Source organism: Arthrobacter sp. SE2, from assembly GCF_058244265.1.
Genome location: NZ_JBZAYA010000003.1, coordinates 366,898 through 392,740 on the forward strand (window position 1 = coordinate 366,898; position 25,843 = coordinate 392,740).

24 protein-coding genes are annotated in these 25,843 nt (G+C 64.4%); 15 read left to right on the forward strand and 9 right to left on the reverse strand.

The genetic code is table 11. The features are described 5' to 3' along the window. The first annotated feature begins 191 nt into the window (after positions 1–191). Positions 192–656 (forward strand): GatB/YqeY domain-containing protein, encoded by a 465-nt coding sequence (locus AC4CS3_RS06605; protein WP_490782725.1) that lies wholly within the window; start codon positions 192–194, stop codon positions 654–656. Between the two features lie 77 nt (positions 657–733). On the opposite strand, the gene AC4CS3_RS06610 is transcribed toward AC4CS3_RS06605, so the two are convergent. Then, a complete protein-coding gene (locus tag AC4CS3_RS06610; protein WP_490782726.1) occupies positions 734–2,020 on the reverse strand; it encodes a uracil-xanthine permease family protein in 1,287 nt (428 codons plus the stop codon). Between the two features lie 188 nt (positions 2,021–2,208). On the opposite strand from AC4CS3_RS06610, the gene AC4CS3_RS06615 reads away from it, so the two are divergent. Together AC4CS3_RS06615 and AC4CS3_RS06620 are read left to right on the forward strand one after the other, a co-directional pair. Continuing rightward, positions 2,209–2,814: a malonic semialdehyde reductase gene (locus tag AC4CS3_RS06615; protein ID WP_490782727.1), complete on the forward strand. Its 606-nt coding sequence runs from the start codon at positions 2,209–2,211 to the stop codon at positions 2,812–2,814. Between the two features lie 220 nt (positions 2,815–3,034). Continuing rightward, positions 3,035–3,535 (forward strand): 2'-5' RNA ligase family protein, encoded by a 501-nt coding sequence (locus tag AC4CS3_RS06620; protein WP_490782728.1) that lies wholly within the window; start codon positions 3,035–3,037, stop codon positions 3,533–3,535. 6 nt (positions 3,536–3,541) lie between these two features. Here the strand turns inward: AC4CS3_RS06620 and pgm are convergent, their stop codons facing one another. After that, positions 3,542–5,206, reverse strand: coding sequence for a phosphoglucomutase (alpha-D-glucose-1,6-bisphosphate-dependent) (gene pgm / locus AC4CS3_RS06625; RefSeq protein WP_236814039.1), 1,665 nt, complete (start codon positions 5,204–5,206; stop codon positions 3,542–3,544). A 207-nt stretch (positions 5,207–5,413) separates the two neighbouring features. Here pgm and AC4CS3_RS06630 point away from each other — a divergent pair, with 207 nt between their 5' ends. Further along, positions 5,414–6,034, forward strand: a complete 621-nt coding sequence (locus tag AC4CS3_RS06630; RefSeq protein WP_490782729.1) for a DUF4190 domain-containing protein — start codon at positions 5,414–5,416, stop codon at positions 6,032–6,034. Positions 6,035–6,116: 82 nt separating this feature from the next. Here the strand turns inward: AC4CS3_RS06630 and AC4CS3_RS06635 are convergent, their stop codons facing one another. The 3 genes from AC4CS3_RS06635 to AC4CS3_RS06645 are packed head-to-tail and all read right to left on the reverse strand — an operon-like array spanning position 6,117 to position 9,844. Then, positions 6,117–7,595, reverse strand: a complete 1,479-nt coding sequence (locus AC4CS3_RS06635; protein ID WP_490782730.1) for a peptide MFS transporter — start codon at positions 7,593–7,595, stop codon at positions 6,117–6,119. Positions 7,596–7,644: 49 nt separating this feature from the next. Continuing rightward, entirely contained in the window at positions 7,645–9,102 is a 1,458-nt protein-coding gene (locus AC4CS3_RS06640) for an amidase (protein ID WP_490782731.1), read from the reverse strand. Next, positions 9,095–9,844 (reverse strand): Type 1 glutamine amidotransferase-like domain-containing protein, encoded by a 750-nt coding sequence (locus AC4CS3_RS06645; RefSeq protein ID WP_345448324.1) that lies wholly within the window; start codon positions 9,842–9,844, stop codon positions 9,095–9,097. Before AC4CS3_RS06645 ends, AC4CS3_RS06640 begins: the two co-directional genes overlap by 8 nt. A gap of 244 nt (positions 9,845–10,088) precedes the next feature. On the opposite strand from AC4CS3_RS06645, the gene AC4CS3_RS06650 reads away from it, so the two are divergent. The 3 genes from AC4CS3_RS06650 to AC4CS3_RS06660 all read left to right on the forward strand — a co-directional run bounded on the left by AC4CS3_RS06650 (position 10,089) and on the right by AC4CS3_RS06660 (position 11,771). After that, positions 10,089–10,415, forward strand: a complete 327-nt coding sequence (locus tag AC4CS3_RS06650; protein ID WP_490782732.1) for a rhodanese-like domain-containing protein — start codon at positions 10,089–10,091, stop codon at positions 10,413–10,415. Between the two features lie 30 nt (positions 10,416–10,445). Next, positions 10,446–11,393, forward strand: a complete 948-nt coding sequence (gene pheA / locus AC4CS3_RS06655) for a prephenate dehydratase (RefSeq protein ID WP_490782733.1) — start codon at positions 10,446–10,448, stop codon at positions 11,391–11,393. Positions 11,394–11,522: 129 nt separating this feature from the next. Further along, a complete protein-coding gene (locus AC4CS3_RS06660; protein WP_490782734.1) occupies positions 11,523–11,771 on the forward strand; it encodes a hypothetical protein in 249 nt (82 codons plus the stop codon). Positions 11,772–11,798: 27 nt separating this feature from the next. On the opposite strand, the gene AC4CS3_RS06665 is transcribed toward AC4CS3_RS06660, so the two are convergent. After that, complete coding sequence (locus AC4CS3_RS06665; protein WP_490782735.1) at positions 11,799–12,845, reverse strand: diacylglycerol/lipid kinase family protein; 1,047 nt, start codon at positions 12,843–12,845, stop codon at positions 11,799–11,801. Positions 12,846–12,956: 111 nt separating this feature from the next. Between AC4CS3_RS06665 and serS the strand changes: the two genes are divergently transcribed. The 3 genes from serS (at position 12,957) to AC4CS3_RS06680 (ending at position 16,303) form a co-directional block, all read left to right on the forward strand. Beyond that, a complete protein-coding gene (gene serS, locus AC4CS3_RS06670) occupies positions 12,957–14,237 on the forward strand; it encodes a serine--tRNA ligase (RefSeq protein WP_345448329.1) in 1,281 nt (426 codons plus the stop codon). 98 nt (positions 14,238–14,335) lie between these two features. Beyond that, the gene (locus AC4CS3_RS06675) at positions 14,336–15,355 is read left to right on the forward strand and encodes a hypothetical protein (RefSeq protein WP_490782736.1); all 1,020 of its coding nucleotides are present in this window, start codon (positions 14,336–14,338) and stop codon (positions 15,353–15,355) included. 102 nt (positions 15,356–15,457) lie between these two features. Further along, positions 15,458–16,303 (forward strand): HAD family hydrolase, encoded by an 846-nt coding sequence (locus tag AC4CS3_RS06680; RefSeq protein WP_490782737.1) that lies wholly within the window; start codon positions 15,458–15,460, stop codon positions 16,301–16,303. Between the two features lie 42 nt (positions 16,304–16,345). On the opposite strand, the gene AC4CS3_RS06685 is transcribed toward AC4CS3_RS06680, so the two are convergent. The 3 genes from AC4CS3_RS06685 to AC4CS3_RS06695 form a co-directional block, all read right to left on the reverse strand. Next, positions 16,346–17,428, reverse strand: coding sequence for an FUSC family protein (locus AC4CS3_RS06685; protein WP_490782738.1), 1,083 nt, complete (start codon positions 17,426–17,428; stop codon positions 16,346–16,348). 67 nt (positions 17,429–17,495) lie between these two features. Continuing rightward, positions 17,496–18,095, reverse strand: a complete 600-nt coding sequence (locus AC4CS3_RS06690) for a hypothetical protein (protein ID WP_490782739.1) — start codon at positions 18,093–18,095, stop codon at positions 17,496–17,498. Between the two features lie 286 nt (positions 18,096–18,381). Continuing rightward, on the reverse strand, positions 18,382–18,870 hold the full coding sequence (locus tag AC4CS3_RS06695; protein ID WP_344789058.1) for an inorganic diphosphatase: 489 nt from the start codon (positions 18,868–18,870) through the stop codon (positions 18,382–18,384). A 136-nt stretch (positions 18,871–19,006) separates the two neighbouring features. Between AC4CS3_RS06695 and dacB the strand changes: the two genes are divergently transcribed. The 5 genes from dacB to ftsH all read left to right on the forward strand — a co-directional run bounded on the left by dacB (position 19,007) and on the right by ftsH (position 25,837). Beyond that, positions 19,007–20,554: a D-alanyl-D-alanine carboxypeptidase/D-alanyl-D-alanine endopeptidase gene (gene dacB / locus AC4CS3_RS06700; RefSeq protein WP_490782740.1), complete on the forward strand. Its 1,548-nt coding sequence runs from the start codon at positions 19,007–19,009 to the stop codon at positions 20,552–20,554. 77 nt (positions 20,555–20,631) lie between these two features. Further along, positions 20,632–21,735 (forward strand): zinc-dependent metalloprotease, encoded by a 1,104-nt coding sequence (locus AC4CS3_RS06705; RefSeq protein WP_490782741.1) that lies wholly within the window; start codon positions 20,632–20,634, stop codon positions 21,733–21,735. Between the two features lie 122 nt (positions 21,736–21,857). Then, entirely contained in the window at positions 21,858–22,895 is a 1,038-nt protein-coding gene (tilS, locus tag AC4CS3_RS06710) for a tRNA lysidine(34) synthetase TilS (protein WP_490782742.1), read from the forward strand. Between the two features lie 31 nt (positions 22,896–22,926). Beyond that, complete coding sequence (hpt, locus tag AC4CS3_RS06715; protein WP_059388924.1) at positions 22,927–23,478, forward strand: hypoxanthine phosphoribosyltransferase; 552 nt, start codon at positions 22,927–22,929, stop codon at positions 23,476–23,478. Between the two features lie 289 nt (positions 23,479–23,767). Next, positions 23,768–25,837, forward strand: coding sequence for an ATP-dependent zinc metalloprotease FtsH (gene ftsH / locus AC4CS3_RS06720; protein WP_234754894.1), 2,070 nt, complete (start codon positions 23,768–23,770; stop codon positions 25,835–25,837). The last annotated feature ends 6 nt before the right edge of the window (positions 25,838–25,843 follow it).

The window sequence follows — 25,843 nt, forward strand, 5'->3', positions numbered from 1 at the left end:
GCGCCAAGAGGGGGCATGCTCAGAGTTTGATTGCGGGGCTGCGCGGCGTCGTCGGGCAGATAATTAACGTACAAAGCATGGCTCTGACCTCTGCCATGCACCTACGATGCGACGACCCCGCCCGGGACGCCGTCACCGCCCGCCGGGCTGGCAGCCGGCCAGCGCGGCACCATCGAATCGAGGAGCACACCATGTCCACCTTGAAAGAGCGGCTGCACGCAGACGTCGTCAGCCACATGAAGGATGGCAACCGCATCGCCCTGAACGCCACGCGCAACGTTCTCAGCGAGATTGACACCCGTGAGAAAGCCGGCCAGACGCCGATCCACCTGGACGACGCCCAGATCACCACCATGTTGCAGAAGGAGGCTTCGCAGTATCACGAGGTCGCCCGCCTTTACGAGGAGGCCGGAGAGTCCGAGCGCGCAGCCACGGAGATCGCGGACGCCGAGGTAATCGAGGCCTACCTGCCGGAACCACTGGCCGTAGGGGAAGTTGAGTCCATCGTTGACGAGGTCATCGCCTCGCTCAAGGCCGACGGCGTGGAGTTGTCCCTTATGCACATGGGTTATGTCATGAAGCCGGTCACCGAAAAGGTCGGCGGCCGCTTCGACGGCAAGGCGCTCAGCGAGATTGTCCGCACGCGCCTCTCATAGCCGGCAATGGAGTCTGTACAGATCGTGTCCTCTAAACGTGCGCTTAGGGGACACGATCCGTACACAAACTCGAGAGGCTAGTGTTCCATCTCCGGCTCGGCAACCGTCCCGCGCCAACGGGCGAGACCCTTCATGCCGTGGTAGACCACCAAGGCAGCGGCCGAGCCCAGTGCGATGCCCGTGAACTTGAGTTCGCCGATGGTCCACGTGTAATCCGCGATCCCGATAATCAAAGCAACCGCGGCCGTGGTCAGGTTGATGGGGTTCGAGAAGTTGACCTTGTTCTGCACCCAGATCTTCACGCCCAGGACGCCGATCATGCCGTAGAGCATCGTCGCGGCACCGCCCAGCACGCCAGCGGGAACGGTGGCAATCAGTTCGCCGAACTTGGGCGAGAAGCTCAGCAGGATGGCAAAGGCACCGGCAACCCAGTAGGCCGCCGTCGAGTAGACCTTCGTGGCTGCCATGACGCCGATGTTCTCGGCATACGTCGTGGTGCCGGAGCCGCCGCCGAATCCGGCGAGGACAGTCGCGACGCCGTCGGCCATCAACGCGCGGCCGGAGACGTCGTCGAGGTTGCGCCCGGTCATCGCCGCCACGGACTTCACGTGCCCCACGTTCTCGGCCACGAGCACCAGGACAACCGGCACGAACAAGCCCACGACGCCGAGGTGGAACTCGGGAGTCTGGAAGTGCGGCAGGCCGATCCACGACGCCGCGTCCATCTTGGAGTAGTCCACCTCGCCGCGCGTCATGGCGGTGAGGTAGCCCACCACCACGCCCACGAGGATGCTCAGACGGCCCAGAATGCCGCGGAAGAGGACGCTCACCAGGATGATCGTCACCAGCGTCACGAGGGCGGTGACCGGGGCCTTGTCGAAGTTCGCCTTTGCGGCTGGCGCCAAGTTCAGGCCGATCAGGGCGACGATTGCGCCCGTGACAATAGGAGGCATGGTCCGGTTGATCCACTCAGCGCCGAACTTCTGCACCACCGCGCCGACAAGCGCCAGTACGACGCCGGCAAGCACCACGCCGCCCAGCGCGCCGGGAACGCCGAACTGCTGCTGGGACGCCAGGATGGGGGCGATGAAGGCAAAGCTCGAACCAAGGTAGCTGGGTACGCGGCCCTTCGTGATGACCAGGAACAATAGCGTGCCGATGCCGGAAAAGAGCAGTGTGGTGGCCGGTGGCATGCCCGTGATGATGGGCACCAGGAAGGTGGCTCCGAACATTGCGACGACGTGCTGCATGCCGACGCCGATGGTCAACGGCCACGCCAGCCGCTCCTCGGGTGCCACCACGTGTCCCGGCCGGATCGTCTTGCCGTTGCCGTGCAGCTTCCATTTGGTTCCGAGCATGCTCATCTACGGGAGCCTTCCCTGAAAGTTGTGATTGTCCGGGTGCAACCTTACCGCCCGGACGGCCTGCCGATTCCGCTGTGTGGAACGTCACGTGCCTTCACGGGAAGAGGCGCGGCGAAGTTGAAGTTGCAACCATGGAAAGCATAAGCGCCCGGCCGTCCATGGCTGCGGGCACAGCGAAAGGTACGCGAATGACGATCGCCCACGAAGAAGCAGTGATTGACGCCACAGCAGTAGACGCCATCTTTGCCGAAGCCCGCACCGCCAACTCCTTTGCCGGCGAGGTCTCCGAGGAACAGGCACAGGCCATCTACGAACTGACCAAGTTCGGCCCGACGGCTTTCAACTCCCAGCCGCTGCGCGTCACCTACGTCCGTTCGGACGAGGCCCGCGCCAAGCTCGTCGAGACCCTCTCTCCGGGCAACAAGGCCAAGACGGCCTCCGCTCCGCTGGTCGCCGTGCTTTCCTACGACACCGCCTGGCACGAGCAGTGGGACAAGTTCCTCCCCGTCTACTCCGCCCCGAAGGCCATGTACGACGCCAACCCCGAGTTCACCGCAACCACGGGCAACAACAACGCCCACCTGCAGGCCGGCTACTTCATCCTCGCCGTCCGCTCCCTCGGCTTCGCCGCCGGCCCCATGACGGGCGCCGACTTCGCTGCGATCGACGCCGAGTTCTTCCCGGCCGGGGACCAGAAGAGCTTCCTCGTGGTCAACATCGGCCATCCGGGTCCGGACGCCTTCGGCGAAGCCAAGCCGAAGTTCGCGTACGAGGACGTCGTCCGCACCGTCTAACCCTCGCTCACCTTTAGGGCCTTTTTCGCCGACGCTCGCTCACTCTTGTGAGCGAGCGTTCGCGCTTGAGGCGGTATATCTGAGCGAGCGTCGGCGTTTGAGGCGGTATATCAGAGCGAGGGTTTTCCTTGACCAACGCTCGCTCACTTTTAGGGCCTTTTTCACCAACGCCCGCTCACCACTGTGATTGGGAGCGGCATCACGGTGGCAAAATTTCCTTATGCGGAACCTGATTCTCGTGGCGTTCGTCGAAGCCGTGGCTGACGGGCTGGTCTTCCCGCGCAGCGACTGGCCGCTGCACATCACCCTGTTGAGGTTCGACGTCGAGCCCTCCGATGACAACGACGTCGCCGCGCGCCTCAGTGAGCTTGTTACGGCTCCCGCGATGGGCGCCCTGGGGGCGGATCTCACCGTAGGGCCCGACGCCGGATTCGGTCACCAAGGCTCCATCGCGGTCAGCCTCGTGGAACACCATCCGATTTTGCAGGGCCTCCACGAGGAATTGTTCGACGCCGTGGCACGCGTCGGAGGCCGCGTGGCAACCCCGCACTACGTCATGGAGCATTACCGCCCGCATATTTCGCATCACGACGGCAAGCGCCCCAAGCCGGGTGACGCCGTCGTGCTCGACCAGATCGCGCTGGTGGACATGGCCCCGGAAGGCAACCACACCATTCGCCGGATCCTCAAGCTGTGGCGCCTCCCGACGGAGCCAAACTAGCTTGGGCTAGGAAATCACGCCGTCCACGAGCGCTTTGGCCTCATCCTGGACCTGCTTGAGGTGGTCGGCACCCTTGAAGGACTCGGCGTAGATCTTGTAGACGTCCTCGGTTCCCGACGGGCGGGCCGCGAACCAGGCGTTTTCCGTGACAACCTTGAGGCCGCCGATCGAGGCGCCGTTGCCGGGAGCTTCGGTCAGCTTGGCAGTGATGTCCTCGCCCGCCAGCGTGGTGGCTGTGACATCCGCGGCGGAGAGCTTGCCGAGCTTGGCCTTCTGCTCACGCGTGGCGGCGGCGTCGATCCGGGCGTAGACGGGCGCACCGAACTGGTCCGTGAGGCCCTTGTAAAGCTGGGACGGCGACTTGCCCGTGACCGCCGTGATCTCCGACGCCAGGAGGGCCAACAGGATGCCGTCTTTGTCAGTGGTCCAGACGCTTCCATCGCGCTTGTTGAAGGAGGCGCCCGCGGATTCTTCGCCACCGAAGGCGCCCTCGCCGGAGAGCAGGCCGGGGACGAACCACTTGAAGCCCACGGGGACTTCCACGAGCTTGCGGCCCAATCCGGCAGCTACGCGGTCAATGATGGAGGAAGACACGAGGGTCTTGCCGACCACCGACTCCGGATTCCACCCTGTGCGGTTGCGGTACAGGTAGTCGATCGCGACGGCGAGGTAGTGGTTGGGGTTCATCAAGCCGCCGTCCGGCGTCACGATGCCGTGGCGGTCGGCGTCGGCGTCGTTCCCGGTAGCGACATCGAACGCACCCGTGCCGGCCGAAGCACTGTCGGACATGCGCTTGATGAGCGAGGCCATGGCCGACGGCGAGGAGCAGTCCATTCGGATCTTCTCATCCCAGTCGAGGGTCATGAATGCCCACTGCGGGTCCACGGTGGGGTTGACCACGGTCAGATCGAGCTGATGACGCTCGCCGATCTCACCCCAGTAGTCCACTGAGGCGCCGCCCATAGGGTCCGCGCCGATGCGCACGCCAGCGGTGCGGATCGCATCGAGGTCCAGGACGGACGGGAGGTCGTCCACGTAGCTGCTCAGGAAATCGAACTTGCCCGTGCCATCCGCCTTGAGGGCGTCGTTCAACGGAATCCGCTTGACGCCGCGCAGCCCGTTTTCCAGAAGCTCGTTGGCGCGGTTGGCGATCCAGCCGGTGGCGTCTGTGTCGGCAGGGCCGCCATGCGGGGGGTTGTACTTGAAACCGCCGTCGGCCGGAGGGTTGTGGCTCGGGGTGACCACGATGCCATCCGCCTGGGGCTGCCCAGGGCCGGCTTCGTTGTTGTACTTGAGGATCGCATGGCTCAGGGCCGGGGTGGGCGTGTAGCCGTGGCGCGCGTCGATCAGCACATTGACGCCGTTGGCGGCGAGCACTTCGAGGGCGGAGTTCTGCGCTGGTTCACTGAGCCCGTGGGTGTCCTTGGCCAGGAAAAGAGGGCCGGTAATGCCCTGCCCGGCGCGGTATTCCACAATCGCCTGGGTGATGGCGAGGATATGCCCTTCATTAAAGGAGGCCTTGAGGCTCGACCCCCGATGCCCGGAGGTGCCGAAGGCAACGCGCTGGGCGGGATCACTCAGATCCGGCGTCACGTCGTAGTACGCGTCAAGAAGAGCGGTGATGTCTACAAGGTCCTGGGGAAGGGCAACAGTGCCCGCACGGCTAGCCATTGACCCAGCATGCCAGACCGTCAGGTGAGCTTGAAGAGAAAACCCACTATTGCGGTGCCTGTGACTTCGTATTTCCGCCAGACCGACGAAGATTCACTGCCCGTTTACCGGAGTGCGGCATGGGGTTGGGAAGCCGGGGCTCCGGAGCTTATGTGTGCCTTTGCTCGGCGGTAGGCTGAGCACAAAGACTCGCAAGGGGGATATTCCATGACTGACCAGCCAGCCAAGCCCGAGAACGCTCCCGAGGGCGACGAACCGCCCAAGGGCTACGAACCGCCGTCGTACATTCCGCCCGCATCCCAACCCGGCGAAAACCCGTACGGCGAGCAGCCGTTTGCCTCGCCGGCGGCTTCCGGCCCCTACGGCCAGCCGCAGCCGCAAGCGCCACAGTCGCAGGAACCGTACGGCCAGTCCCAGGGCGGTCCGGCTCAATACGGCCAGCCCGCCTACGGACAGCAGCCGGCCAGCCCCTATGGACAGCCTGCTTCGCCGTATGGGCAGCCTCCCCAGGGGCCGCCTGCATACGGGCAGCCAGCCAGCCCTTACGGCCAGCCCGGTTACTATGGCATGCCCGTCGAGCCCAAGGGCCTGAGTATCGCGAGTATGTGCTGCGGGATCGCGGTCTTCGTGGGCCTTGGCTTCTTCGTCCTGCCCCAAATTGCCGCCGTGATCCTCGGCCACATGGCCCTCAGGAAGGAACCGGCCGGTAAAGGCATGGCCATTGCGGGCCTGGTCATGGGGTACCTCGGAATTGTTGGCGTGATCATATTCTGGGTCTTTATCGCGATTTTTGCTGCGACTGCTTCGCGTTACAACTACAACTACTAGCAACAACGACGGCGGCCGGTGCGTCTGGCGGGAAACCCACCAAACGCACCGGCCGCCGTCGCGGTTTAAGTCGGTTACGTGACTAGCGCACGCCGCCCATCAATTTCTTGATGGCGGGCGAGCCGGCTGCCAAGGCCACAGCGATGACCACGGCCGTGCCGCCGACACCCAGGAAGTACGGCAGTTCGTTGTCAGGGTTGTACAGTCCGGCCAGGATGCCGGCCAACGCGGTGCCGAGGGACACCGAGAGGAAGAACAAGGCCACCATCTGGGTGTGGAAAGCCTTGGGGGCCAGCTTGGTGCTCACGGACAGGCCGATGGGGGACAGGAACAACTCCGCGAGGGTGAAGAGGAACAGGATTCCCACCAGCACCAGCAGCGGGGTCTTTCCGGCCCCGGTCAGCGGGATGAACGCCAGGAACGCCAGGCCCATGACGAAGAGTCCCGCAGCGAATTTGATGGGGGATCCCGGCTGCTTCGGACCAAGTTTTGTCCACAGGGCAGCCATGACGCCTGCAAAAACGATGATGAATACAGGGTTGATGGACTGTACCCAGGCTGCCGGCATTTCCCAGCCGAACAGGTTGCGGTCCAGTTTTTCCTCCGAGTACACGGCAATGAACGTGAACTGCTGCTGGAAGAGTGCCCAGAACGCTGCCGACGCGATGTACAGCGGAATGAACGCCACAACACGCTTGCGCTCAAACGGCGTGACCTTCTTGCTTCGGAAGATCAGGGTGAAATAGATCACCGAGGCGACGATGGCGGCGTAGGCCATGCTGCGGGCCAGGTTGCCGGGGTTCACCACACCGGTCATCAGCAGCACGGCGATCACGACGGCGATGCCCAGGAAGATGAGCCCGTAACGGCTCCGCTGTGCGGAGGGAAGGGGGTTGGGGACGCGGTGGGCTTCTTCCGGGAGCTTGTTTCGGCCCAGTGCGTAGATGGCGAGGCCGATGGCCATGCCGATTGCGGCTGCGCCGAAGCCCCAGTGGAAGCCGTTGCTTTCCTGCAGCCAGCCGGTAACGAGCGGTCCAATGAGGGCGCCGAGGTTGATGCCCATGTAGAAGATGGAGAAGCCGGCGTCACGCCGTTCGTCCTTCTCCCCATAAAGGGTGCCGACCAGTGCGGTCGCGTTCGCCTTGAGGCCACCGGAGCCGATGCCCACCAGCACCAAGCCTGCCACCAGGCCCGGGATCCCGGGCAGGAGGGCAAGGGCGATGTGGCCGGCCATGATCATGATGGCGGAACCGAAAAGTACCCGTTCGGATCCGAAAAGCCGGTCCGCCAACCATGCGCCCAGGATCGTGGAGAGGTATACGCCTCCGCCGTACGCGCCAACCAGTCCGGCGGCGAGCGATTTGTCGATCGAGAGTCCGCCGTGGTCCGCGGTGAAGTACATGTAGTAAAGCAGGATGCCCTGCATGCCGTAGAAGGAGAATCGTTCCCACATTTCTACGGAGAAGAGGCTGGCCAGCATCTTTGGGTGGCCGAAAAATGACGTATCGCCCGCGTTTTTGGCGGGCGTCCGCGTGTCAAGAGTTGTGCTCATCTGATCCATGGTGACATTGACTTAGCGCATTGTCACATCATTTAGATGCCTAGGGCAACTATTCGCCGTGGTGGAGCGTCGGTTTTTGCTGCCCCTCAAGCTGCCTTGCGAGCCGCAGGAGAAGGAGCTCGGATCCCTGTTTTCCGATGAGCTGGATGCCCATCGGAAACCCCGTTCCAGGCGTTGGCCCGGTCCAATGAACGGGTACGGTGATCGCCGGCAGTCCGCACACGTTCACCATGGAGGACCATGGCGCAAACTCGCATTGCTTGCGATAGTCGTCGTCTGCGTCGCCCGGCCAGTCGGGGGCCGGCCATTGTTCGCCTCCGGGCATCGTTCCGGTGAACCAGCCCACGGGCCGTGGCGTCTGTGCCAGTGACGGCGTCAGAACGAGGTCCCACTGCGCGTACTGGGTGACGGTGTCGTGGGTGAACTGCCGCAGGAAGCTGAGCGCCTCGTTGACCTTGCCTGCGCTCCGCTGTTGCGCCCGACGCCGGAAGGTCCGGGTCAGCGGCGTCAGCAGGGCTTCACGCTGGGGCAGGATCCGGGCGCTCCCGACGCCGGCGGTCCAGGCGGTCGTGAACGCTTCCGGATAGCGGTTGTCGTAGCGGATCTCGGCCTCGAGCACTGTATGGCCCGCTTCCGTCAGTAATTCGATGCCCTTGGCGAGGGCATCCAGGGCCTCCCGCTCCGAGGTGAAGGGGAAGGTAGTGGACCACGGGCTGTCGAGGCTCACGCCGATGCGCAAGGCCGTGGGCGCTTCCTCGAGGCCCGCGAGGTAGCCCCGGTTCGGCCGGATTCCGTGCGGGACGAGGGCATCCATCATGAGAGCGGCGTCGGCGGCGGAGCGCGCCAGGGGCCCGGCCACCACGAGTCGTGCCGCGTCTCCGACGCTTTCCCCGGCCGGCACCAAGCCCCGGCCCGGCTTCAGGCCCAGCAGTCCACATGCCGCAGCGGGAATACGTATGGACCCGCCGCCGTCGCTCCCGGGCGCGAACGGAACCAAGCCCGCGGCAACCGCGGCAGCGCTGCCTCCCGAAGACCCGCCGGAGCTGCGGCTCAGTGCGTGGGGATTGCGCGACGGCGGTGCGATGCGGTTTTCGCTGTAGGCCGTGAGTCCGAACTCCGGAACCTGAGTCTTGCCCAGTGAGATGGCACCGACGCCTTTAAGCGTCGCGGCAAGGGCTCCGTCCTCCGGAGCGGGCTTACGGTCCAGGGCTCCACTGCCGTGGGTGGTCACGACTCCCGCAACATCGGTGAGGTCTTTGAAAGCCAACGGCACGCCGTGCAGGAGGGGAAGCTCCGGGCCTCCGTTGCGCAGGCGAACGTACGCTGCGTCCGCGGCCCGGGCGTCGAGCAGGGCCTGTTCTGCCGTCACCGTGACGAAGGCCCCCAGTGTATGGTTCAGCTGGCCGATCCTCGCAAGGAAGTGCCCCGTCGCCTCAGTTGCAGAGAGCTGACCGGCGGCCAATGCTTGGCGCAACCCGACCGCGCCGAGTTCGTGGATGTCAGCCAAGGAAGCGGGACTCCAAGCGCTCCTCCACGGCGACGGAAACGGCGTCGGCCGAATCGCCGGGTGCAGCGGTGACGCGATAAGCAGCCTTGCCCCTGACTTCGGCAACCACGTCCACAAGTTCCGTGCCTCTGTAAACGAGCCCGACGCCGTCGTCGGTGCAGTGCGTTTCCCCCAGTGCGCCCTCTGCCACCAGTTGGTGGACAAGCGGGCGGCGGCCCGGCTCGGAGTCATAGTGGACACCGTTGGCGTAAGGGAGGAACCCCAGTCCGTTGGTCACGGCGCGCAATTCAGGGCCGTAGGAATCCGTGGTTCCGCCCTGGTACCAACAAATCGAGCCCGCGGACACTCCGGCGAGGACTACACCGTGTTCCCAGACGCGCCTCAAAATGCCGTCCAGTCCGTGCGCACGCCATACGGCCAGAAGATTGACCACGGAACCACCGTTGACCCACACCACGTCCTGTTCCAAAAGGTACGCCTCGGGATCGCCGTAGTTGGGCATCGTGAAAAGGTTCAGGTGACTGAAATCGAAGCCCGAAACTCTCGCGGCTTGGTCCAATTCCGCGGCGAACCAACGCTGGTCTCCGGAGGCAGTGCCGATATGCGCCACTCGCGGCGCTCGTCCGCTCACCCCGGAGAGTTCGACGGCGTGGTGAACCAGGAGGTCGAACTCCAGCCTGGTGCGATGACCGGACTTATAGCCACCGGAGGTTGCCAGGATGGTGGGCTCGCCAGCAGCCATTGTGCCTCCTTTCCGCCCGCGGTCGGTCTCGATCGCCACAACGGCGAACATTTAGCGCCAACACTAGTGCCGCAGCGGCGGAGTGAGGAAGTACCGTGACCTGCCGCGAGGGTTGCAGCAATGATGGTCCCGTAGCGGGGTGGGCCCACGCCGCGAGGGTTCCCTTGCCGTAGCGAAGCGAGGTAAGGGGAGCGGCGGGGGCTAGGCTTGATTGGGAGATCTGAATCAACTGGAAGGGACCCACGTGAGCGATTTCGAGACCGTGCCTGTCGGCGATGTTCCGGCGGACGCGAAAATCCTGGACGTCCGGGAGGACTACGAATGGGTAGCGGGCCACGCCGAGGGTGCGCTGCACATTCCGCTTGACCAGATCCCGGGCCGCATCGACGAACTTGACCCCGACGATGACCTTTATGTCATCTGCCGTACGGGCGGACGGTCCTACCGGGCCGTTCAATGGCTGGTGGGGCAGGGCTACACCGCAACCAACATCGCCGGAGGCATGGACATGTGGTTCGAGTCCGGTCGGCCGATGGTTTCGGAGAACGGCCTCAAGCCGGTTGTCCTCTAGCCCCTACGCATAACCCTTAAGGAATATTCAATGTCGGCATCCGCGCTCACCTACACCTTCCTCGGTCCGGAAGGCACCTTCACTGAGGCTGCCCTCCTGCAGGTCCCCGGCGCGGCCGATGCCAACAGGGTGCCCTGCACCAATGTGAACACGGCTTTGGAGAGGGTTCGCCAGGGCGAAGCGGATGCGGCCATGGTGCCGATCGAGAACTCGGTGGAAGGCGGCGTGACCGCCACCCTGGATGCCATTGCCACCGGAACCGAACTGCGGATCATCCGTGAAGCCCTTGTTCCCATCACGTTCGTGCTGGTTGCCCGCCCGGGCGTGAAGATCTCGGACATCCGCCGGATCTCCACCCATGGCCATGCCTGGGCCCAGTGCCGGCTATGGGTCGATGAAAATATCCCGAATGCGGAATACGTGCCGGGATCCTCCACGGCGGCAGCCGCCGTCGGACTTCTCGAAGGCGAGGCGCACTACGACGCCGCCATCTGCGCCCCCCTTGTCGCGGCCGAACGGCCGGGCCTGAACGTCCTTGCCGAGAACATCGGCGACAACCCCGGCGCAGTTACCCGCTTCGTCCTGGTCAGCCGTCCCGGTGCACTGACAGAACGCACCGGCGCCGACAAGACCACCGTCGTCGTGCCCCTTCCCGAAGACCGCCCCGGCGCCCTGATGGAAATCCTGGACCAGTTTGCCACGCGCGGAGTCAACCTTAGCCGCATCGAGTCCCGGCCCACCGGCCAGTATCTGGGTCACTACTTCTTCAGTATCGACGCCGACGGCCACGCCTCCGACGCCCGGGTAGCCGATGCCCTGGCAGGCCTGCACCGGATCAGCCCGGCCACCCGCTTCCTCGGTTCCTACGCCCGGGCGGACGAGCAGAAAGCCTTGGTGGCCCCGCATACCTCCGACGCCGCGTTCGCGTCCGCACATGCCTGGGTTCGTGGCATTCTGGGCGGTGAACCGGGCGCTTGACCGGCCCGAATCCGCTCCGCAAAGCGTTGGATAATTGACTCTTCAACCCCTATCGCGTGGATAAAACTGTGCGTATGCTTGCTTGATCCACAATTGATGGACGCATGCCCCTAACGGAGGGAGCGGGCCATGTCAGGAAATAGCAATGACACCAGCGGCCAGGGAATGATCGTCAACCCCAAGCCCAAGGCGGACAACCAGGACTGGGACGGCGACGACGCCGACCGGGCCGATCGGCTGCGCTTTGAGGAAGAACAGGCCATGATTCGCGAGCAATCGGAAGCGCGCGCAGCTGCCAAGGCATTGGCAGAACACAAATTGGCAGAACACAAGTTGGCCGAACACAAAGCAACGGAAGCGGCGAAGAACGCCAAGTAGCGCGTCGCGCTATTGCACGGGCACCGCTTATTGCACGCGCACGAGGAGCGAACGCGGCTCCACCTTGACGGTGACCTTTGTGGCCTCGCCCGAGGGATCACCGTCAAGTTGCGTGGCCATAGGTTCGCTGCTGCTGATGACCACTTTGCCCGAGCGGTAGTAATTCATGACCGGCAGGTTCCGGTTGTGCTTGAACAGGATCTTTGTGTATACCGCGATCCAGCCGATGGCGCTGCGCGGGCTCATGACCACAACGTCCAGGACACCGTCGTCGATCATCGCACCGGGGATGAAGTCGATGCCCCCTGGAATCAGGCCGCAATTGGCGAACAAGACGCTTCGGATTTTCCGGGACTGCTCGGGCTCGTCGTCCATGGCGATGGTGACCTTTTTGCGCCGTCCGGGCAGGTGGCGGACGCCCGCCTCGGTGTAGGCCAGCCAGCCGACTGCCTTCTTGAGGCCGTCGTTGGTATCGCCCACAACCTCGGCGTCCAGGCCCATGCCGGCGATCACCAGGAAAGCATGCTCGGAAGCGGCGCCTGTCCGCTCGTTGTGGATCGCCATCCGGGCGGTGTCGATGTAGCGCTGGTGGCCGAAGAGCGCCGTGTGGACGTTGCCACGCAGATCGTTGACATCCAGATTCACGTTGCGTGCCAGCAGGTTTCCGGTTCCCAGGGGAATCAAGCCCATCGCGACGTCGGTGTGCGCGAGGGTCTCTGCGACCACGCGCACGGTACCGTCGCCGCCGCCGACGAGTACGACGTCGGGCTTATACGCGAGTGCCGCCTTGGTCTGCGAATGGCCGGGGTCCTCCGCGGTGGTGTCGAAGAAACGGGGTTCGTCCCAGCCCGCAAGATGGCAGGCATCCCGGATGATCCTCCGCGCGTCCTCCGCCTTCGCCTTCACCGGGTTGAGGATCACGGCCACCCTTTGCAAGCCGGCTTCGGGCTTGTGAGCGTCTTCGTGCACAGCGCTGCGGGTATGCCTGGCCCTGAGCCGGCGCACGCCCCACCAACTGGAGACGGCGAAGACCACGCCCCCAGCCAGAATCACGTACAGGATCCAGTTGCTCATGGTGCTTCAACCCTATCCCGCTGCAGGTGCGGCCGTGCACGGCCGCAGGGGGTGCCTGCCGCCGTCGGGGGCTGGCCGCGGAGCTGCTCGCTCATTCGATACTCTTGTCTGGTGATCGACGTAAAAGACCTCAGCGAAAACCCGGACAAGTTCCGTGCCAGCCAGCGCGCCCGCGGCGCCGACGAGTCCGTGGTGGACGCGATCATTTCCGCCGACGCAGACCGCCGCGCGGCCCTGATCCGCTACGAAAACCTCCGTGCCGAGCAGAACGCCTTCGGCAAGAAGGTGGCACAGGCCAAGGGCGAGGAAAAGCAAGCGCTGCTGGCCGAGGTCAAGGAACTGGCCAACTCGGTCAAGGCTGCCTCTGCCGAAGCCGACGCCGCCCAGGCCAAGCAGGAAGAGCTGCTCCGCGTCATCCCCAACCTGATTGAGGACGGCGTGCCGGAGGGTGGCGAGGACGACTTTGTGGTGGTCAAGACGGTTGGCACCCCGCGCGAATTTACTGACTTCGAACCGAAGGACCACCTGGAAATCGGCGAACTCATCGGCGCGATCGACATGGAACGCGGCGCCAAGGTCTCCGGTGCGCGCTTCTACTTCCTCCGCGGCGTCGGTGCCCGGCTGGAGATGGCACTGTTGCAGATGGCCATGGACCAAGCCATCGAGGCCGGCTTCGTACCGATGATCACCCCCACGTTGGTGCGTCCGGAGATCATGCAGGGCACCGGTTTCGATGTAAAGCACGACGCCGAGATCTACCGTCTCGCCGAGGACGACCTTTACCTTGTGGGAACCTCGGAAGTGGCCCTCGCCGGCTACCACTCGGACGAGATCCTCGACCTTTCCGCAGGCCCCATCCGCTACGCCGGGCAGAGCTCCTGTTACCGCCGCGAGGCCGGTTCGCACGGCAAGGACACCCGCGGGATCATCCGCGTCCACCAGTTCAACAAGGTGGAGATGTTCATCTACACCACGGTTGAAGAGGCCGCTGCCGAGCACGAGCGACTCCTGGCCTGGGAAGAGGAAATGCTAGCCAAGGTCGAGCTCCCGTACCGCGTGATCGACACCGCGGCGGGCGATCTCGGCATGTCCGCGGCCCGGAAGTTCGACTGCGAAGCCTGGGTTCCCACCCAGAACGCGTACCGAGAGCTCACGTCGACGTCCAACTGCACCACCTTCCAGGCACGCCGCCTCAACATCCGCGAGCGTGCGGTCAACGAAGACGGCGTAGCGAAGGGCACCCGCGCCGTCGCCACCCTCAACGGCACGCTGGCCACCACCCGCTGGATCGTTGCCATCCTCGAGCACCACCAGAACCCGGATGGCTCGGTCAACGTCCCTAAGGCACTCCAGAAGTACATCGGCGGCCTCGAGGTCCTCCCCGTTCTGTAGCCGGCCTACCGGTGCACACCTGTCCTCCACAGCCGGGCTTGTCCACATAGAGCCAAAGCGCGGCTGACGCTGCGGAACGATCCATGGATAGTAATTCCATGGACATCCCTCCGCAGCTCATTGTCTCCGCCGAGCGGCTGGCTCTCACCGGCTCCACGGCCGTGATTCACCGGCCGTTCAGGGCAGGACGCCTCGTCCGGCTGAGGCGCGGGTTCTACGTGAAAACCTCCACGTGGGTGGAAGCGACGCCTGCCCAGAGGTTCGAGTGGTCCGCAGCAGCGGTCGGGCTGGCATTCGACCGGCCCGTCTTTTGCGGTGAGTCCGCAGCTGTCGTGCTCGGCGTCCCTACACTTCGCCCCCCGGAGTTCGTCGATCTAGCCACTTCCTCGGAGCGAATCACGGGACGGCGGCCAGCAACGTTTACGGTCCACGGAAACAGCGCGCTTGCCGAAAAGGCCCGGAATGCGGGCAACCATCCCATGCGCTACGTCCTTCGACGCGACGCGCAGCCCGTAGTTTCCGGCCGGTTTTCCTGCACAAGTCCGGTGCAGACGGCCATGGATGTCATGTGTTCCTCGTCCTTCAGCCGCGCGCTCGTTGTAGCCGACGGAATCGCACGAATGCTCTGGGAACAGGGTTTACTGGGGCAGGATGCCTGCTTGATCGAACACCCTGGGATCGCCTTGGCGCTGGAAGGGATCGTGGCTGATGCCACCAAGCACCGGGCAGTCCGGATCGCGAGCTTGGCTAACACGAAGGCCGAATCGGCAGGGGAGTCGTTCAGCAGGGCTGTCATCGAGTTGCTGGGCTTTGAGCAACCGCTCCAACAGCACATGATTGTTGACTCCGGCCAGTTCGTTGCCCGGGCCGATTTCTGGTGGCCAGAGGAATTGATCGCGGGCGAATTCGATGGCATGCAAAAGTACTCGGACGAGGACGTGCGGGGGGATTGGAGCGCGGAAGAGGTCGTGCATCGGGAGAAGCTGCGTGAGGACAGCATCCGTGCACTGGGGTTCACCGTCGTCAGGTGGAATTGGGCGGATTTGGCGCAGCCAGGCCGTCTTCGGCAGAAGCTCGTGCGCGCCGGACTGCGGCCTCGCGCCAGGGCTTCAGGTTAACACTCACACTGTGGACAAACGTGGGAGTATTCACCGCGTGTTAATCCGTTGCTGTGGTCTGCGTCCTAGCTGGTGTCGTGTGGGGTCTGCTTCACTGGAGGCATGACTATTTTGACTGGTACCTCAGTCGCTGGCACCGATGACCAGCGGAATTTGAATCACAAGCTCATGATCGCGTTGGACGTCGACGGAACCCTCGTCGATCATGATGGCCACATGTCGCCAAGCGTCCGCGACGCCGCACGGGCAGTCGTCACCCACGGACACGACGTCCTGATCGCCACCGGCCGCTCGTTGAACGCCACCTTGCCCATCATTGAGCAGATCGGACTGGAAAGCGGTTATGCCGTGTGCTGCAACGGCGGCGTCACGTTGCGGCTCGACCCCCAGCTGGACACAGGCTACGAGATCATTCACAAAGCCACTTTCGATCCCGCTCCGGCATTGATGGCACTTCGCGAGCAGCTTCCGTCCGCCAAGTACGCGCTCGAGGACGAGGACGGGAACTTCCTCTCCACCGAGCGGTTCCAGGACGCCAGCTTCGGCGTTGAGGCAATCGGCGTCGATTTCCAGACGATGCTCGATGCCACTGCGGTGCGCGTCGTGGTGTTCAGCAGCGAGAACACGGCCGAAGAATTTTCCACAGCCATTCGCAAGATCGGGCTGTCCGGGGTCACCTACTCGGTAGGCTGGACGGCCTGGCTGGATATCGCCGCCGCCGGGGTCACCAAGGCCAGCGCCTTGGAGCAGTTGCGCCAGCGGCTCGGCACGCACCCCCGCCACACGGTGGCAGTAGGGGACGGCCGCAATGACATCGAAATGCTCAGCTGGGCCGGGCGCGGTGTAGCCATGGGCCAAGCGCCTGAAGAAGTCATCGCCGTCGCGGATGAGGTTACCGCTTCGGTGTACGACGACGGTGCGGCCCTCATCCTGCGTCGCTTGCTGTAACCGCCCCGCGCCCCAGGCTGGCCGGCGGGCAGTCGCCGGTGCTCAGGCGGCGTCGGAGACCACCGTGATGATGCGCCGAAGGCTCATAGCGACCGATGCGGTGGCGTTCACGGACTCCTGGTCGGCGGCTGCTTCCGTGACGGTATCTGTTAGTGCTGCCACACTGTTCCGGGCTTCGTCCAGGGCATTCCTGAAGTCTTCGGAGTTTCCATGCCTCCATTGCCGAATCGCGGTTGCAACCTCCTCCAGGGCCTCAGCCATATTTGGCGGGACTCCCGCCGGAATGACTGTTCCCGCGTCCTCTTCCCAGATGACGCTTGCCAGGACGTCCGTGATGTCCTGGACGTGAAAGGTCAGCCGTTCCAGCGCGCGCAAACCGGCCAGGTCGGCGGGCAGGCGCCCAGCCCGACGGCGGGACCGTGGGTTCGCCTTGGCGCTCAATTTCGCCGCCTGGACAGCTGTCCGCACGTCGGTCGCAGTACGTGCGAGCTCGCCGCTGCGGCTCGCCCATTCTTCGTGGTCCGGTGGCCAGGATTCCGTCATGGCGCTGGCCATGTCCCTGAGTTGTTTTGACAGTGCCCGCTGGTGTCCGTCGATGGCGGGATCGATGCCTTCAAGATGCAGGGGAGGAAAGACCAGCCAGTTCACCGCGAAACCGACCGCCACCCCCATGGCCATTTGCAGGACGTACGCGAAAGAGAATCCCTGCGCATTCGAATAACCCAGGACCAAGACGAACAGCGCCGCCATGGGAACCCATTCGGAGGCGCTTCCAAGCCTTGGTAGGCCACCGATAACCACGCCCAGGCCGACGACGACGGCCACCGCTAGTGCGTTCGGGGCGGTGACTGTGGTCACGGCGAAGGCCATGGCAATGCCCAATCCGAGTCCCAGCAGGCTTTGCAGCCCGTGCTTGGCGGAAGCCGCGACGGTGGGGTGCATGCTGACCAAGACACCCAAGGGCGCGTAGTAAGGATAGGAGGCGGCTGTCCCGGGCATCAGCGGTGCAAGGTACCAAGCCAGCCCGGCCGCGGCGGCCGTCTTTGCGGCAAACAAAAGGCGGTGGCCTGTGACGGCCTGCCTGAGAGCGGGAAGAAGCCGCCCAAGCTTTGGCTTGGAGATCATGGACTCAAGGTAGGCGGGGAGGAATGGGTGTGTCGAGGACAATATGGCTAAAGGCGCGTCGACGCAATCAGTAAACCTCGAGGATCAACTGCAGCAAGCGCGCTGCGGCCGGCCGGGCTGCGTGCTCCTCCACCCACTGGGCGCGGGCCAGGGCCTTGCTCACGGCCTGGGTGCTGATCCCCAGTTCCTGGGCCACGGCCTTCTGTTGTCCACGCACGCCCGGCGTCAGCAGGTCCAGGACGCGCCACTCGGCTATGCTCCGATGCTGCACAATGTGCCCAAGGAGCCGCAGTACAGCCTCCGATTCGGCAGCGAGGGCAGCGATCGGCCCCTCGACGGCCACAGGGACGCGCTCTTTGCCATTCCGCAAGCGGTCCACTGCGCGGCGTGCGTAGACCAGGCCGTGACCGGAGGCGTCTTTGATTTGCCGGGGCAGGGGTTCGTTGACCGGTCCGACGCCGATTCCCACGTACCATTGTCCGCTCCGCAAGGCGATGAGCGCCGAATCCACGGCTTGACGCGGGAATTCCACGATGCCCTGGACTTCGTCCTCTACCGAGCGGTCAAAGTCCAAGCACGCCGGGATGTGGCGCAGGTCTTTGAGCAGCTGCGGTACGAGGTCTCCGTTGCCGCGGCTGTCGCGTTGGTTGATGGTCAGCGTGAACATGGTGGATCAAACATTACCGGCAGGTAGCTGACTTTCAAGCGGTTAATCCAGAGCAAACTTCTCGTTACGACGGTGGGTGTCCGGCGATTGTGAGCCGGACCGTTGCGCGTCGGGGACCTACCCGTTAACGACGACGGCGGCGGGGGGGGGTGGGGGGGGCCCCCCCCCCCCCCCCCCCCGCGGGGGGGGGGGGGGGCCCCCCCCCCCCCCCCCGCCGCCCGAAGCATGGGCCCACGCCGCCAGGGTTCCCTGGCCGAGCGGAGCGAGGTTAGGGAGGCGGTGGGGACTAGTGGGAGACCGGAACGTAACGCTTGATGGAAGCTTCCAGCTCAGCTTCGGCTGCGGCGCGGTCGGCCCAGCCTTCAGCCTTGACCCACTTGCCGGGCTCAAGGTCCTTGTAACGGGTGAAGAAGTGCTCGATTTCCTTGATCAGGAATTCGCTGACATCGGTGATTTCCTGGATGTGGTCGAAACGCGGGTCGGCCGGAACGCAGAGAACCTTGGCGTCTCCGCCGCCGTCGTCGGTCATGTTAAAAACGCCGATGGGCCGGGATTCAACGATGACGCCGGGGTAGAGGTCGAAGTCCTGCAGGAGGACCAGGGCGTCCAGCGGGTCGCCGTCCTCGCCAAGGGTGTTCTCGAAGAACCCGTAGTGCGTGGGGTACTGCATGGAGGTGAACAGGACGCGGTCCAGGCGGACGCGGCCGGTCTCGTGGTCAACTTCGTACTTGACGCGCGACCCCTTGGGGATCTCGATCGTGACGTCGTGCTTCATGGAATGCTCCTTGACGGTATTGGCATGGGCGCGGCAACAGAGCAGCCGACGCCGCCGACTACTATTGAGGATATAGCGAGAGGCCCAAGTTTCTTGAAACGGTGGGGACATTCAAGACTTTGAGGACTAAAGCTGCATGAAGGGCGTTGACGAGGCGGGGGCTGAAAAGCAGGCTCCGGAACAGCAGGAGACTCCCGTTCTCAGACCCAGGAAGCCCAGACCAGCGAACCCTGCGTCCAATGGCGTTGTCCGCTTTCTGCCGCTGGTTTTGTTGACCCTGGTCATCGCGGCCTTGGCCGTGCCGATGGGCCTCGGAGTCGCACCCGGATTCTTGGGTCCGGGCTCTTTCGGGGCCGCCGCTGCGCCCTCACCAAAGATGCCGGTTTGGCAACAGATCCCCAAGCAGCTGAGCCGCACCCAGATCGTTGCGCCCTTGGACGCTTCCGCCCCGGTTCCGCTGCCGGCCGATGTCACAAGCCAGCTCAACGGGCTCCTGACCCCCGACGGCGGGGGAGACTTCACCGGCGTCGTTGAGGATGCGTTGACCGGGCTTCCGCTCTACGATCGCGACGGCACCAAGAACCGGGTGCCGGCGTCGAATATGAAGCTGCTCACGGCAGTCGCGGCGCTGCGGGCGATCGGGCCGGAGACCCGCTTCAGCACTCGGGTCCTGGCTGGACCTTCGGCGTCGACCATCATCCTGAGCGCGGGAGGTGACGTCCTGCTCGGCGACGGCCCGTCCCAGCCAAGCGAGGTGCTTGGCCATGCCGGCCTGGAGACCCTCGCGGCGGATGCGGCAAAAGCGCTCCAGGACCGCGGTGTGAAAGGCCCGGTCACGGTGCAATTGGACGATGGGCTCTTCACCGGTCCGGCTTTGAATCCGGCTTGGAGCCTCGACGACGTCGCTGCGGGCGAAACCGCGCCAATCTTTCCTCTCGCCCTGAACTCGGCCCGGACCAGCCCGGGGGCGACCACCGGTCCGCGTCCGCAAGACGCAGCGCTCACTGCCGCCGAGGCTTTCGCGGGGAAGCTCCAAGCCGCGGCCGCCGCTTCCGGATTCACGGTGGTCCCCGGTGTGGAACGCGCCAACGCTCCGGCCGGAAAGCAGGATGTCCTCGCCAGCGTGGTGTCTGCCACCGTCCGTGAGCAAGTGGACTTGATGCTGGAAACGTCGGACAACTACCTTGCCGAGGTATTCGGCCGGATGGCCGCTCTGTCCGCGGGAAAGCCGGGATCGAACGACGGCGCGACGGCGGCCGTGAGCGCCCAGGTGGCGGAACTGGGGATCGCCACCGATTCCATGCACTTGGCGGACGTATCGGGCCTTGCTTTGGGAAATCAGGTGTCGGCGCGGCAATTCGCGGATGTGGTGCGGGCGATCACCTCGGGACCGGACACCCGTCTCCGTGCCGCCCTTGCCGGGTTCCCGGTGGCGGGGCTGACCGGCACGCTCGGCGACCGCTACGCTGACGCCACCACCTCCCAAGGGGCGGGTCTGGTGCGGGCCAAGACCGGCACCTTGAATTCGGTGATCGCTTTGAGCGGCTATGTGGTGGATGCGAACGGCCGTCTTCTGGTCTTTTCCTTTATCGGCAACGGGTTGACGCCGGGCGCAGCGGGGAACAAAGTGGCGCTGGACAGGTCCGCCACGGCACTCGCGTCATGTGGTTGCCGGGCCGGCTGACGTTCGCCGCTGCCTGACGTTCGCCGCTGAGCGAACTTAAGGGTGCAGATTCAGACTGTTGTGTTCTGATGGTTCGTATGGAGTCTCAGCAGCAAGCCCAGTCCCTCATCAACTGGGAGCTGGCCGCCTCCACGGCCGCCCGGCTCGCTCCCCCCGGTCCAGTACTGAGTCCGGCCCAGATCGGCAAAGCCGTGGACAGCCTGCGTTCCAGTGCGGACATCTCGGTACCCCACGTGCACGACATCACCGGTTTGGAAGCCGCACGGGATCTCCGCGATTCCCACGTGCTGGTAGTTGACCGGGCGTCGTGGGCGAAGGCCAATACCCAAAGTTTTGCCGTGATGCTCCAGCCGGCCCTTAAGCAAATGTTGGATTCCCGGCGCGGCCCGGCGATGACGCCGGCCGCGGCGGCCGCGAGCGGCGCCATCACCGGTAGCCAGCTCGGGGCCGTGCTTGCATTCTTGTCGAGCAAAGTCCTGGGCCAATACGATCCTTTCGCCGCGCTCGCCCCGGACTCGAAAGCGCCGCCTGCCGGCCGACTCCTGCTGGTGGCTCCGAACATCATCTCCGTGGAGCGTGAGCTCAACGTTGATCCTGACGATTTCCGGCTCTGGGTCTGCCTTCACGAGCAGACCCACCGGGTGCAGTTCGCCGCCGCACCCTGGCTCCGGACCCACATGCTCGAGGAGATCGAACGCCTCAGCGCCAATCTCATCGGCAATGTGGACTCCATCATGGACCGCGCCACGGCCGCCGCCCGGTCCCTGCGCGACCGCTCCACCGGTGCCGTGCCCGGCCGCGGAGCCATCCTGGACCTGCTCCAAAACCCCGAGGAAAAGGCTTCGCTTTCGCACCTCACAGCCGTCATGAGCTTGCTGGAAGGCCACGCCAACGTGGTGATGGACGCCGTCGATTCCACCCTGATCCCTTCGGTGAAGACCATCCGGCAGCGCTTCAACGCGCGGGGCAAGGACCGCGGAATGATCGAGAAATTCATCCGCAACATCCTCGGCCTGGACGCCAAGATGCGCCAGTACAGCGACGGTGCCAAGTTCGTCCGCGAAGTGGTTGCGGTGGTCGGCATGGAGGGCCTGAACCGGGTCTGGGAATCGGCCGAAAAACTGCCCACCGAAGCCGAAATCCACGACTCCAAGCTGTGGCTTGAGCGGATGGGGCTGTGACCGCAGGTACCACATCGGGCCCCGGCGCAAGCAGTAGAAACTCACCAAGCAGTAGCAACTCACCAAGCAGCGGACGACGGCGTCCCGGGCGTTTGGCGCCGGTCGTCGGCAAAGCACGGAACATGTTGCAGGACGCGCTGGCCTCCGCAGGCTATCCCGAACGAATCCTGGTGGCATGCAGCGGCGGGCCGGACTCCTTGGCGCTTGCCTCAGTGGCGGCCTATTTTGCCCGTCGAGGCCATGTGCACGGCCGCCCCGTGAGCGTAGCCGCCGTGGTGGTCGACCACCAGTTGCAGGAAGGCTCGGCTGAGGTTGCGGCACGAACCGTGTCGATCCTGGAGGGCCTGGGACTCTCGCCCGTCCAGCTGCGGACTGTGGAGGTGGCAGCTACCGGGTTCGGGCCGGAGGCGGCAGCCCGGGACGCCCGGCACGCGGCGCTCGAAGCGGCGGCCACCGAACTCGATTGTGGAGCAATCCTGCTGGGGCACACCCTGGACGACCAGGCCGAGCAGGTCCTGCTGGGCCTGGCCCGGGGCTCGGGAACCCGTTCCCTCGCCGGGATGCGGCCAGCGCGCGGCAAACTCCTTCGTCCCTTCCTCGGGCTTCGCCGCGCAGAAACGCTCGAAATCTGCGAGGTCGAGGAACTCGAAACCTGGCACGATCCCAGTAACGCTGACCCTGCCTTCGCCCGCTCGCGGACCAGGGTTGAGGTGATGCCTTTGCTTGAGGACAAGCTGGGGCCCGGTGTTGCCGAATCACTCGCCCGCACCGCCGCGATCCTCCAGCAGGATGCCGACTTCCTGGAGCAGCTTGCCGCAGAGAGCTATGCGCGCCTCGTCAACCGGACCGACGACGGGGTCTGGCTTCCCGAAGACGCCTTGAGGGAATTGTCCCCCGCGCTGAGGTTCCGGGTGATTGCCAAAGCGGCGGCCGACGTCGGGGGCCAACAGCCCGGCTACGGGCGGCTTCAGGCGGCCGAAGCCTTGCTGCGCCGGCAGGGATCTGCGGGTCCCGTGCAGCTTCCCGGAAGCGTCAGCGCCTACCGCATATCCCTGAGCGAATTGGAGCGGGCGGCCTTAGCCGGGGGAACTGCCGTTCCCCGCGAAGGCGGCGGCTGTGGGAAGCTAGTATTCCGGCATCAAAGATCGCCCCAACAGTAGCCGCACCCACGCATCAACACAGGAGCCATTGGTGGATTCAAACGACGTCCAGGCAGACCTCAAACACGTTCTCTACACCAAGGAGCAGATCCAGCAACGGATCGCCGAACTTGCTGCACAGATTGACAAGGACTACGAGGGCCGTGAGCTGCTGATCGTCGGCGTGCTCAAGGGTGCCGTCATGGTCATGGCAGACCTCGCGCGTGCGCTGCACAGCCACGTCAGCATGGACTGGATGGCAGTGTCCTCTTACGGCTCCGGTACCCAGTCCTCCGGCGTCGTGCGCATCCTCAAGGACCTTGATACCGACCTCATGGGCAAGGATGTCCTGATTGTCGAAGACATTATCGATTCCGGCCTGACCCTCTCCTGGCTCAAGACCAACCTCGAATCGCGAGGCACTGCTTCCGTGGAAATCTGCACGGCTTTCCGCAAGCCAACGGCTGCGAAGGTCGAGATCGACGTGAAGTATGTCGGCTATGACATTCCCAACGAATTCGTCGTCGGCTACGGCCTCGATTACGCCGAGAAATACCGCAACTTGGACTTTGTGGGAACCCTCGCCCCGCACGTTTACGAGTAACTCCTCTCGCAGCGAACCACCGCGGCATGGTTCGCGGAGTGAAAGCGGCCTCCTGTTCGGGAGGCCGCTTCTCGTTGTGCAGTGATGCGGGGCTCCTGAAAGAACCATGGATTTCCCCCGAGAGTTTCCGGAATTCCGCGATCATGTACGCCTAGAGGGAACTTTTGCCTCTCACTGTGCGTGAATCACTCCGAACGGTGTAAAGCTAGAAACTGACGCAGCACCACACGCGCGCAGAAGCTGCGCCGTGCAGCACTACCAGGAGGGACGGGGCGGAGCCCCCGAACAGATGAAAGCTAAGAGTTTCTTCAAGGGCCCGGGCATCTGGATTGTTGTCGTAGTCGGCTTGCTCCTGGTGGCATTTGCAACCCTTGCCCCCGGCGGATCCACCCGCATCGACACCGACAAGGGCCTCGCGATCCTCGCGCAGAGCGGCAAGGTGGACCAGGCCAAAATCTACGATGCCGAGAACCGCGTTGACCTGACGCTGAAAGACAACCTCGTCATCGATGGCCAGGACAAGGGTAAAAACGTCCAGTTCTTCTACGTCACCGCGCGAGCCGGGGATGTCGTCAAGGCCGTCACCAACGCCCAACCATCCGGTGGCTTCACGGACCAGCCCGTCGAGAACAACTGGTTCTCCGGACTGTTCTCGCTCCTCATCCCCGTCCTCCTGCTGGGTGTGCTCTTCTGGTTCCTCCTCTCGCGCATGCAAGGCGGCGGTTCCAAGGTGATGCAGTTCGGGAAGTCGAAGGCCAAGCTGGTCAACAAGGACATGCCGCAGGTCACCTTCTCGGATGTCGCCGGTGCGGACGAAGCCGTCGAGGAGCTCCAGGAAATCAAGGAATTCCTCGCAGAACCGGCAAAGTTCCAGGCCGTCGGCGCGAAAATCCCCAAGGGCGTGCTCTTGTACGGACCTCCAGGCACAGGCAAGACACTCCTGGCCCGCGCCGTCGCAGGCGAGGCCGGAGTCCCGTTCTTCTCCATTTCCGGCTCGGACTTCGTCGAAATGTTCGTTGGCGTCGGCGCTTCCCGCGTCCGCGACCTCTTCGAGCAAGCCAAGGCAAATGCGCCCGCCATCATTTTCGTTGACGAGATCGACGCCGTCGGACGTCACCGTGGCGCGGGTATTGGCGGTGGCAACGACGAGCGCGAGCAGACCCTCAACCAGCTTCTGGTCGAAATGGACGGCTTCGACGTCAAGACCAACGTCATCCTGATCGCGGCAACCAACCGTCCGGACGTCCTGGACCCTGCCTTGCTCCGTCCCGGCCGCTTCGACCGCCAGATTACTGTTGAAGCACCGGACCTGATTGGTCGCGAACAAATCCTGAATGTCCACGCCAAGGGCAAGCCGATGGCCCACGGCGTCGACCTCAAGGGCGTCGCGAAGAAGACACCGGGCTACACCGGTGCGGACCTTGCCAACGTGCTCAACGAAGCCGCCCTCCTGACCGCCAGGTCCAATGCCAACCTGATTGACGACCGCGCCCTGGACGAGGCAATCGACCGCGTCATGGCCGGCCCGCAGAAGCGTAGCCGCGTCATGAAGGAAATGGAGCGGAAGATCACCGCCTACCACGAGGGCGGGCACGCCCTGGTGGCGGCAGCACTGCGCAATTCAGCCCCCGTCACGAAGATCACCATCCTGCCCCGAGGCCGCGCCCTCGGCTACACCATGGTTGTCCCGGAGGACGACAAGTACTCGATCACGCGCAACGAACTCCTGGACCAGATGGCCTATGCCATGGGTGGCCGCGTTGCGGAGGAAATCGTCTTCCACGACCCCTCGACGGGCGCCTCGAACGATATCGAAAAGGCCACCGGAACCGCGCGCAAGATGGTGACCCAGTTCGGCATGAGCGAGCGCATCGGCGCAGTGAAGCTTGGCGCCGGAGGCGGCGAGCCGTTCCTGGGCCGGGACATGGCACAGGAACGCAACTACTCCGACTCAGTGGCGTACATCGTTGACGAGGAAGTGCGGCGCCTGATCGATCAGGCCCATGACGAGGCCTATGCGATCCTGACCGAGAACCGCGACGTCCTGGACCAGTTGGCCCTCGAACTGCTTGAGCGCGAAACGCTTAACCAGGCAGAGATCGCCTACATCTTCCGCGACATCCGCAAGCGTGACTTCCGCGAGGTGTGGCTCTCCAAGGAGTCTCGTCCGGTCCAGACCATCCCGCCGGTGGAATCCCGCGCAGAGAAGGCTGAACGTGAGGCCCAGGAAGAGGCCAAGGCCGCTCGTCTCGAAGAGCCTTTGGACGCTCAGTCCCCGCACCCGCAGGGAGTCGGCAGCCAGGAGTCATTTACGGGCCAGGGACCGGACGCGGGCACCGACGTTTCGCATCAAGGCTAAGCTTTC